General features: G+C 58.4%; 7 protein-coding genes. 2 read left to right on the plus strand and 5 right to left on the minus strand.

From position 1 onward, the window contains the following. Positions 1 to 54 precede the first annotated feature (54 nt). The 5 genes from BFN10_RS19055 to BFN10_RS19075 form a co-directional block, all read right to left on the minus strand. Positions 55 to 1,548 carry an acetyl-CoA hydrolase/transferase family protein gene (locus BFN10_RS19055; RefSeq protein ID WP_071490969.1) on the minus strand — a complete coding sequence of 498 codons (1,494 nt, stop codon included), beginning with the start codon at positions 1,546 to 1,548 and terminating at the stop codon, positions 55 to 57. Positions 1,549 to 1,727: 179 nt separating this feature from the next. Then, positions 1,728 to 3,164 carry an NAD(P)(+) transhydrogenase (Re/Si-specific) subunit beta gene (locus BFN10_RS19060; protein ID WP_071490970.1) on the minus strand — a complete coding sequence of 479 codons (1,437 nt, stop codon included), beginning with the start codon at positions 3,162 to 3,164 and terminating at the stop codon, positions 1,728 to 1,730. Next, the gene (locus BFN10_RS19065) at positions 3,164 to 3,484 is read right to left on the minus strand and encodes an NAD(P) transhydrogenase subunit alpha part 2 (protein ID WP_003220416.1); all 321 of its coding nucleotides are present in this window, start codon (positions 3,482 to 3,484) and stop codon (positions 3,164 to 3,166) included. The genes BFN10_RS19060 and BFN10_RS19065 overlap by 1 nt, the downstream gene beginning before the upstream one ends. 15 nt (positions 3,485 to 3,499) lie before the next feature. Then, positions 3,500 to 4,621, minus strand: a complete 1,122-nt coding sequence (locus BFN10_RS19070) for a Re/Si-specific NAD(P)(+) transhydrogenase subunit alpha (RefSeq protein ID WP_071490971.1) — start codon at positions 4,619 to 4,621, stop codon at positions 3,500 to 3,502. A 452-nt stretch (positions 4,622 to 5,073) separates the two neighbouring features. Then, on the minus strand, positions 5,074 to 5,973 hold the full coding sequence (locus BFN10_RS19075; RefSeq protein WP_071490972.1) for a LysR family transcriptional regulator: 900 nt from the start codon (positions 5,971 to 5,973) through the stop codon (positions 5,074 to 5,076). 158 nt (positions 5,974 to 6,131) lie between these two features. Between BFN10_RS19075 and BFN10_RS19080 the strand changes: the two genes are divergently transcribed. Both BFN10_RS19080 and BFN10_RS19085 read left to right on the plus strand, forming a co-directional pair. Beyond that, the gene (locus BFN10_RS19080) at positions 6,132 to 7,313 is read left to right on the plus strand and encodes an acyl-CoA dehydrogenase (protein WP_003170842.1); all 1,182 of its coding nucleotides are present in this window, start codon (positions 6,132 to 6,134) and stop codon (positions 7,311 to 7,313) included. A gap of 12 nt (positions 7,314 to 7,325) precedes the next feature. Beyond that, positions 7,326 to 8,546 carry a CaiB/BaiF CoA transferase family protein gene (locus tag BFN10_RS19085; protein ID WP_071490973.1) on the plus strand — a complete coding sequence of 407 codons (1,221 nt, stop codon included), beginning with the start codon at positions 7,326 to 7,328 and terminating at the stop codon, positions 8,544 to 8,546. Positions 8,547 to 8,718 lie beyond the last annotated feature (172 nt).

The raw sequence follows: 8,718 nt of genomic DNA on the forward strand, positions 1-8,718 counted from the left end.
GCGAATCCATCGAGCTGATGAAACTGTATTTGCATCAGCTCGGATCTGTATCAATCACGCCTTGAGCATGTGCCCGGTTTCTTCCAGGTTGATGTGCCAGCTCAGTGCTTCGCGCAGGATGTGCGGGGTATGCCCGCCGATGGCGCAGGCGGCATCGAAGTAACTGTTGAGGGCATCTCGGTAGGCCGGGTGCACGCAGTTGTCGATGATTACCCTAGCCCGTTCCCGTGGCGCCAGGCCACGCAGGTCGGCCAGGCCAATCTCGGTCACCAGGATGTCGACGTCATGCTCGGTGTGGTCCACGTGGCTGACCATTGGCACCACGCTGGAAATTGCGCCGCCCTTGGCAATCGACTTGGTGACGAAGATCGCCAAGTGCGCATTGCGCGCGAAGTCCCCGGAGCCACCAATGCCGTTCATCATCCGTGTGCCGCAGACATGGGTGGAATTGACGTTGCCGTAGATATCGAACTCCAGCGCGGTGTTGATGCCGATAATGCCCAGGCGCCGCACCACTTCAGGGTGGTTGGAGATCTCCTGCGGGCGCAGTACCAGCTTGTCCTTATAGTGTTCCAGGTTGCCGAACACGTCGGCGTTGCGTCGCTCCGACAAGGTGATCGAGCTGCCCGAGGCGAAACTGAGCTTGCCGGCGTCGATCAGGTCGAAGGTCGAATCCTGCAACACTTCCGAATACATGGTCAGGTCTTCGAACGGCGACTCGATCAAGCCGCACATCACCGCGTTGGCAATGTTGCCGATACCGGCCTGCAGCGGGCCGAGCTTGTTGGTCATGCGGCCAGCGTCGACTTCCTGCTTGAGGAAGTTGATCAGGTGATTGGCGATGCCTTGGGTGTCGCTGTCGGGCGGCGTCACCGTGGAGGCGGAGTCGGCCTGGTGGGTGATCACGATGGCGACGATCTTTTCCGGTGGAATCGGGATCGCGGTGCTGCCGATACGGTCATCAACTTTGACCAGCGGGATCGGCGTGCGCGTCGGCCGGTAGGTTGGGATATAGATGTCGTGCAACCCTTCCAGGTTCGGATTGTGCGCCAGGTTGATCTCGACGATCACCTGTTTGGCAAAAATCGCGAAGCTGGCCGAGTTGCCCACAGACGTGGTGGGCACGATATGCCCTTGTTCAGTGATCGCCACCGCTTCAATCACCGCGATGTCCGGCAACTTGAGTTGGTTGTTGCGCAGTTGTTCGACGGTTTCCGACAAGTGCTGGTCGATGAACATCACTTCGCCGGCGTTGATTGCCTTACGCAGGGTGCTGTCGACCTGGAAAGGCATGCGTCGTGACAGTACGCCCGCTTCGGTCAGTTGCTTGTCCAGGTCATTGCCCAGGCTGGCGCCGGTCATCAGGGTGATTTTCAGCGGCGACGTCTTGGCGCGTTCGGCCAGGGCGTGAGGGACGGCCTTGGCTTCACCCGCACGGGTGAAGCCACTCATGCCGACGGTCATGCCGTCCTCGATCAGTGCGGCGGCGTCTGCCGCGCTCATGACCTTGTTCAACAACGAAGGCAAGCGGATGCGATCACGGTACATGGATTCTTATCTCAGGCTACGGAAGCAAGGTGCGCAGTTTAGTGATTTCAAAAAATTTCGGCCCGCTACCATGGTCGAATGCCAGGCAGCGATTTAGAGCCTTTGGTCGGGTTTCATGCAGCAATAAAAAACCCCAGCCTATCGCAGGCCGGGGTTTCGAGTATTGCGCTGAGGCAGTGTTACTCGACGGCTTTGACCATGTCTTCGATGACCTTCTTGGCATCACCGAAGACCATCATGGTCTTGTCCAGGTAGAACAGTTCGTTATCCAGCCCAGCATAACCACTGGCCATCGAGCGCTTGTTGACGATGATGGTCTTGGCTTTGAACGCTTCGAGGATCGGCATGCCGGCAATCGGCGAGTTCGGGTCGTTCTTGGCGGCCGGGTTGACCACGTCGTTCGCGCCCAGCACCAGCACCACGTCGGCTTGGCCGAACTCGGAGTTGATGTCTTCCATCTCGAACACCTGGTCGTAAGGCACTTCGGCCTCCGCCAACAGGACGTTCATGTGTCCAGGCATGCGGCCTGCCACTGGGTGGATCGCATATTTAACGGTGACGCCGTGGTGGGTCAGCTTCTCGGTCAGTTCTTTGAGTGCGTGTTGCGCCCGCGCCACCGCCAGGCCATAGCCCGGGACGATGATCACGGTGTCGGCGTTGGTCAGCAGGAAGGTTGCATCGTCCGCAGAGCCGGACTTAACCGGACGTGCTTCTTTTGAGCCCGTTGCTGCACCCGCATCCGGCGCATTGCCGAAACCGCCGAGCAGTACATTAAAGAAGGAACGGTTCATCGCCTTGCACATGATGTAAGACAGGATCGCGCCGCTGGAGCCCACCAGAGAGCCGGCTATGATCAGCATCGAGTTGTTCAGCGAGAAACCGATGCCCGCCGCCGCCCAGCCGGAGTAGCTGTTGAGCATCGAGACAACCACGGGCATGTCCGCGCCGCCAATCGGGATGATGATCAGCACGCCGAGCACGAAGGCCAGGGCCAGCATCAACGCGAAGGCGGTGAGGTTGCCGGTGAACATAAACGCCAGGCCCAAGCCCAGTGTCAGCAGGCCGAGCACCAGGTTCAACTTGTGTTGGCCGCCGAACTGTACCGGTGCACCCTGGAACAGGCGGAACTTGTACTTGCCCGACAGCTTGCCGAACGCAATCACCGAACCGGAGAAGGTGATGGCACCGATGGCTGCGCCAAGAAACAGTTCCAGGCGGTTACCGGCAGGGATCGAATCGCCCAGGTGTTTGACGATGCCCAGTGATTGCGGCTCGACTACGGCGGCAATGGCGATGAACACTGCAGCCAGGCCGATCATGCTGTGCATGAAGGCGACCAGTTCCGGCATCTTGGTCATTTCCACGCGCTTGGCCATGATCGAACCGGCGGTGCCGCCGATCAGCAGGCCGACAATCACGTAGCCGATACCAGCAGTGGCGAGTTCAGCGCCGAGCTTATAGATGAGGCCCACAGTCGTGAGTACCGCCAGCGCCATGCCGAGCATGCCGAACAGGTTGCCGCGTCGCGAAGTGGTCGGGTGTGACAGGCCTTTAAGGGCCTGGATAAAGCAGATCGACGCGATCAAGTAGAGCGTCGTAACCAGATTCATGCTCATTACTTAGGCGCCTCTTCTTTTGCTTTCGGGGCTTTCTTCTTGAACATCTCGAGCATGCGGCGCGTCACCAGGAAACCGCCGAACACGTTCACTGCTGCCAAGGCCACGGCCAGGGTGCCCATGGTCTTGCCCAGGGGCGTCACGGTGAGTGCGGCGGCGAGCATGGCGCCGACGATCACAATCGCCGAAATCGCGTTGGTTACCGCCATCAGCGGCGTGTGCAGTGCGGGTGTGACGTTCCAGACCACGTGGTAACCGACATAAATCGCCAGCACAAAGATGATCAGGTTGTAGATACCGGGGGAGATAAGCTCTTCCATCGTCTGAATCCCTGCCTAGGCGTTTTTACGGATGACTTGGCCGTCGCGGCACATCAGGCACGCGGCGACGATGTCGTCTTCGAGGTTGATTTCAAACTGCCCTTCCTTGGTGAAGACCAGCTTCAGGAAGTCCAGCAGGTTGCGCGCATACAAAGCTGACGCGTCGGCAGCGACGGCACCGGCCAGGTTGGTCGGGCCGCAGATGATCACGCCATTTTCCACTACCACTTGGTCGGCGACGGTCAGCGGGCAGTTGCCGCCTTGGGCTGCCGCGAGATCGATCACCACGGAGCCGGGTTTCATCTGTGCCACGGTTTCAGCGCTGAGCAACGTCGGAGCTTTACGGCCTGGGATGAGGGCGGTGGTGATGACGATGTCAGCTTGCTTGGCGCGTTCGTGCACAGCCATGGCCTGGCGTTGCATCCAACTGGTGGGCATCGGGCGAGCGTAACCGCCGACGCCGACGGCGCATTCGCGTTCTTCGTCGGTTTCGTAAGGCACGTCGACGAACTTGGCACCGAGAGACTCGATCTGCTCTTTTACGGCCGGGCGTACGTCGGACGCTTCGATGACGGCACCCAGGCGTTTCGCTGTGGCGATGGCCTGCAAGCCCGCCACACCGGCGCCGAGGATCAGCACGCGAGCAGCCTTGACGGTGCCCGCGGCGGTCATCAGCATCGGCATGAAGCGCGGATAGTGATGAGCGGCGAGCAGTACCGCCTTATAGCCGGCGATGTTGGCCTGGGAGGACAGCACGTCCAGGCTCTGGGCCCGCGAGGTGCGCGGTGCAGCTTCCAGGGCGAAGGCTGTAATACCGCGCTCGGCCAACTTGGCAATGGTTTCGTTGCTGAACGGATTGAGCATGCCGACCAACACGGTGCCACTTTTGATCAGCGTCAGCTCGCTGTCGCTGGGGGCTACCACCTTGAGAATCAGCTCTGCGCCAAACGCATCGTTGGCACTGCCAATGGTCGCGCCTGCCGTTTCATACGCACTGTCGACGATGCTGGCCTTGATGCCTGCTCCGCTTTGTACAGTGACCTTATGGCCCTGGCCGATCAGCTTCTTGATGGTTTCCGGGGTGGCAGCCACCCGCGTTTCACCGGTCTGGGTTTCGAGAGGAACACCAATGTGCACGTCAAATCTCCTGCATGATCTTTTTGCTTTTGATCTTTTTGTAAAAAGGCCAGTGCACCGCGAGTGGCGCAACTGGGGCGGCCGATCAGCACGATCCCGCTGAAATGACAGCGGGGCGCGGCATTTTGCAGGCGAACTTTACGGCCTTCAAGGGATTATGACGGGTGACGAAAAATTAACTACAAGTCACCCTGTGACTGATTGTCGCAATGCACTGAATTAAGCTGTTCAAATACATAGGCTTAAAGGGTTTTGCACGCTTTTCCAATATTTTTGCATGGTTGGTGTGAATGGTCGGTCATTGGCTTGCAATAGTCGCTCTAAGCCACGTAATTAATGGCTTTCAGCTGTATTTTTACCTTTGAGATACGCTCTGTTTAAATGCGACATATATATACATCTGTAGGACTGTAGGTTGATTGACTACAAAGTCAGTAATGCGGTTTTAGCCTTTAAACATTGGAGCTGTAGCGTTGCGACTGGTCGATGAGCCAGTCTCTGAACGCGTGCAACGAAGCGGATTCGACTTTTCTGTCGGGAATCATCAGGTAATAAGCCTTCGTGCTGCTCAGCGCCTCGGGGCTTGCGATCACCAATTGGCCATCGTTCAGTTCGCGCTGGATAAGGAACGGGGGGATCAGCGCGATCCCCATGTCATGCATGGCCGCTTGGGACAACATCGAGAATAGCTCGTAACGGGGGCCTGTCATGTCGCGTGGGATGTTCAAATGTTGGGCGTTGAACCATTGGCGCCAGGCATAGGGTCGTGTGGTTTGCTGCAGGAGCGGCAGTTCTGCAATCGCCTGGGCGCTGAACTGCGCACGGTCACCCAATAGCCGAGGGCTGCATACGGGTACAGGATTTTCGCCCATCAGCCGGTGGGATTCGGTACCGGACCAGTCGGCGTCGCCGAAGTAGATGGCGGCGTCGAACTCTGTGTCGGCAAACAGGAAAGGTCGCGTTCGATTCGTGAGGTTGACCGTGACCTCGGGGTGCTGGCGTTGGAAATCCTTGAGGCGAGGAATCAACCATTGAGTGCCGAACGTCGGGACTACGGCCAGTTCGATGGTGTTGGCGCCCTGCTGGCCCATGACGGAAAGCGTATCGCGCTCCACCGCATCCAGTTGCGTCGCCACGCGACGGCTATACGACAGACCCGCCTCTGTCAGCTTTACCCCGCGCCGTGAACGGCGAAACAGCTCGACACTTAAAAACTCCTCGAGACTGGCGATCTGTCGACAGATAGCGCCTTGAGTGATCGAAAGCTCCTGCGCAGCCTTGGTGAAGCTCTCGTGGCGGGCTGCCGCTTCAAAACTGACCAAAGCGGTGGTACTGGGGATTTTCCTGCGCATATACCGTGTCCTCACTTGCTAGGGCGCATATACGCCATTTTTGGCTGCTTCGAAGTGAGAAATTAGCACAACCCTATGCGGAAACCTCGTTTGCCCTACGCGCATGGCGGGCCTACGCTGGCTCCACGACTTCCGTTTTCTTCCGCGAGGGCTTATTCATGGCTGGCAAGGCAAGCTTCAACTGGATCGATCCACTGCTGCTGGATCAGCAGCTCACCGAAGAAGAGCGCATGGTGCGCGACAGTGCTGAGCAATTTGCTCAGGACAAGTTGGCGCCGCGTGTGCTCGAGGCCTTCCGCCATGAAAAGACAGACCCTGCGATTTTCCGCGAGATGGGCGAGACGGGCCTGCTCGGCGCGATGATTCCCGAGCAGTACGGTGGCAGTGGCTTGAATTACGTCAGCTATGGGTTGATCGCACGCGAAGTGGAACGTGTTGACTCGGGCTATCGTTCGATGATGAGTGTGCAGTCGTCACTGGTCATGGTGCCGATCAATGAATTCGGCACTGAGGCGCAGAAGCAGAAGTACCTGCCCAAGTTGGCCTCTGGCGAGTGGATCGGTTGTTTTGGTCTGACAGAGCCTAACCACGGTTCCGACCCGGGGGCGATGATTACTCGCGCCCGCAAGGTGGAAGGTGGCTACAGCCTGACGGGCGCAAAGATGTGGATCACCAATAGCCCGATCGCGGATGTGTTTGTTGTGTGGGGCAAGGACGATGCCGGCGATATCCGTGGCTTTGTCCTGGAGAAAGGCTGGAAGGGTTTGAGCGCTCCGGCGATTCACGGCAAGGTCGGGCTGCGCGCCTCCATCACCGGTGAAATCGTGATGGACAACGTGTTCGTGCCGGAAGAGAACATCTTTCCGGATGTGCGTGGCTTGAAGGGGCCTTTCACATGCTTGAACTCTGCACGCTATGGCATCTCCTGGGGGGCGTTGGGGGCTGCCGAGTTTTGCTGGCATACCGCTCGCCAATACACGCTTGATCGCCATCAGTTCGGCCGTCCACTGGCGGCAACTCAGTTGATCCAGAAGAAGCTGGCAGACATGCAAACCGAGATTACTCTGGCTCTGCAGGGTTGCCTGCGTCTGGGGCGCATGAAGGATGAAGGCACGGCGGCGGTTGAGATCACTTCGATCATGAAGCGTAACTCGTGCGGCAAATCCCTGGACATCGCACGCATGGCCCGGGACATGTTGGGTGGCAATGGGATTTCCGACGAGTTCGGAGTGGCGCGTCATCTGGTCAACCTTGAGGTGGTCAATACCTACGAGGGCACTCATGACGTGCATGCCTTGATTCTGGGGCGTGCGCAAACCGGTCTTCAGGCGTTCTATTAATAGGAGCACGGCATGGGCGCGCTTTCGCACCTGCGGGTGCTGGATTTATCTCGAGTACTGGCGGGCCCCTGGGCTGGGCAGATCCTTGCGGACCTTGGGGCTGAGGTGATCAAGGTCGAGCGGCCGGGCAGCGGCGACGATACGCGCGCCTGGGGGCCACCCTTCCTCAAGGATGCCTATGGTGAGAACACCAGTGAGGCGGCGTATTACCTGTCGGCCAATCGCAATAAGGAGTCGGTGACAATTGACTTCACGCGGCCGGAGGGTCAGGCGCTGGTGCGTGAGCTGGCGGCCAAGTCGGACATCCTGATCGAGAACTTCAAGGTGGGTGGTCTCGCGGCTTACGGGCTGGACTATGAATCGCTCAAGGAGATCAACCCGGAGCTGATCTACTGCTCGATTACGGGGTTTGGGCAAACAGGGCCCTATGCGGCGCGTGCTGGTTATGACTTCATGATTCAGGGTTTGGGCGGGCTTATGAGTCTGACTGGCCGTCCAGAGGGAGAAGAGGGGGCTGGGCCGGTGAAGGTTGGCGTAGCGCTGACGGACATTCTCACGGGGCTCTACTCGACCGTGGCGATACTGGCGGCACTGGCTCATCGGGATCATGACGGTGGCGGGCAACATATCGATATGGCATTGCTGGATGTACAGGTGGCATGCCTGGCCAACCAGGCGATGAATTACCTGACGACAGGTGTGCCACCAAAGCGCCTGGGTAACGCCCATCCGAATATCGTGCCTTATCAGGACTTTCCCACGGCCGATGGCGACTTCATCCTGACGGTGGGTAATGACGGGCAGTTCCGCAAGTTTGCTGAAGTGGCTGGGCAGCCACAGTGGGCAGATGATCCACGCTTTTCTACTAATAAGGTGCGCGTGGCCAATCGGGCACAGCTGATTCCTCTGATACGTCAGGCTACGGTGTTCAAGACGACGGCGGAGTGGGTGTCGCAGCTGGAGCGGGTGGGTGTGCCTTGTGGACCTATCAATGACCTGGCGCAGGTGTTTGCCGATCCTCAGGTGAAGGCGCGTGGGCTGGCGATGGCGCTGCCTCATTCGTTGGCAGGGATGGTGCCTCAGGTTGCCAGCCCGATAAGGTTGTCCAAGACGCCGGTGGAGTATCGTAGTGCGCCTCCTCTGCTGGGAGAGCATACGGCCAAGGTGCTTCAGGAAGTATTGGGGCTGGGGGTGGCGAATGTGGTCGCATTGAAGGCTGCGGGCGTCATCTGAATTCTGTCTTCTATATAGAGAGCATTAGCGGCGCTTTATTGGTGGTTTTTTAATCAACTCTAACTAATTGATAGAAAAGCAAAATTAAGGGTTGACGGCAGATTCTGGACGTCTATAATTCGCCCCACTTCCGGCGCAGTCGAAACGGAAAACTCCTTGGTAAACAATGAGT

Origin of the sequence: Pseudomonas extremorientalis (assembly GCF_001870465.1) — a bacterium.
GTDB lineage: Bacteria > Pseudomonadota > Gammaproteobacteria > Pseudomonadales > Pseudomonadaceae > Aquipseudomonas > Aquipseudomonas extremorientalis.

Excerpts from the sequence above, each read along its gene's own strand:
- BFN10_RS19055 (WP_071490969.1), bottom strand. The coding sequence starts at position 1,548 with ATGTACCGTGATCGCATCCGCTTGCCTTCGTTGTTGAACAAGGTCATG.
- BFN10_RS19060 (WP_071490970.1), bottom strand. The coding sequence starts at position 3,164 with ATGAGCATGAATCTGGTTACGACGCTCTACTTGATCGCGTCGATCTGC.
- BFN10_RS19065 (WP_003220416.1), bottom strand. The coding sequence starts at position 3,484 with ATGGAAGAGCTTATCTCCCCCGGTATCTACAACCTGATCATCTTTGTG.
- BFN10_RS19075 (WP_071490972.1), bottom strand. The coding sequence starts at position 5,973 with ATGCGCAGGAAAATCCCCAGTACCACCGCTTTGGTCAGTTTTGAAGCG.
- BFN10_RS19080 (WP_003170842.1), top strand. The coding sequence starts at position 6,132 with ATGGCTGGCAAGGCAAGCTTCAACTGGATCGATCCACTGCTGCTGGAT.
- BFN10_RS19085 (WP_071490973.1), top strand. The coding sequence starts at position 7,326 with ATGGGCGCGCTTTCGCACCTGCGGGTGCTGGATTTATCTCGAGTACTG.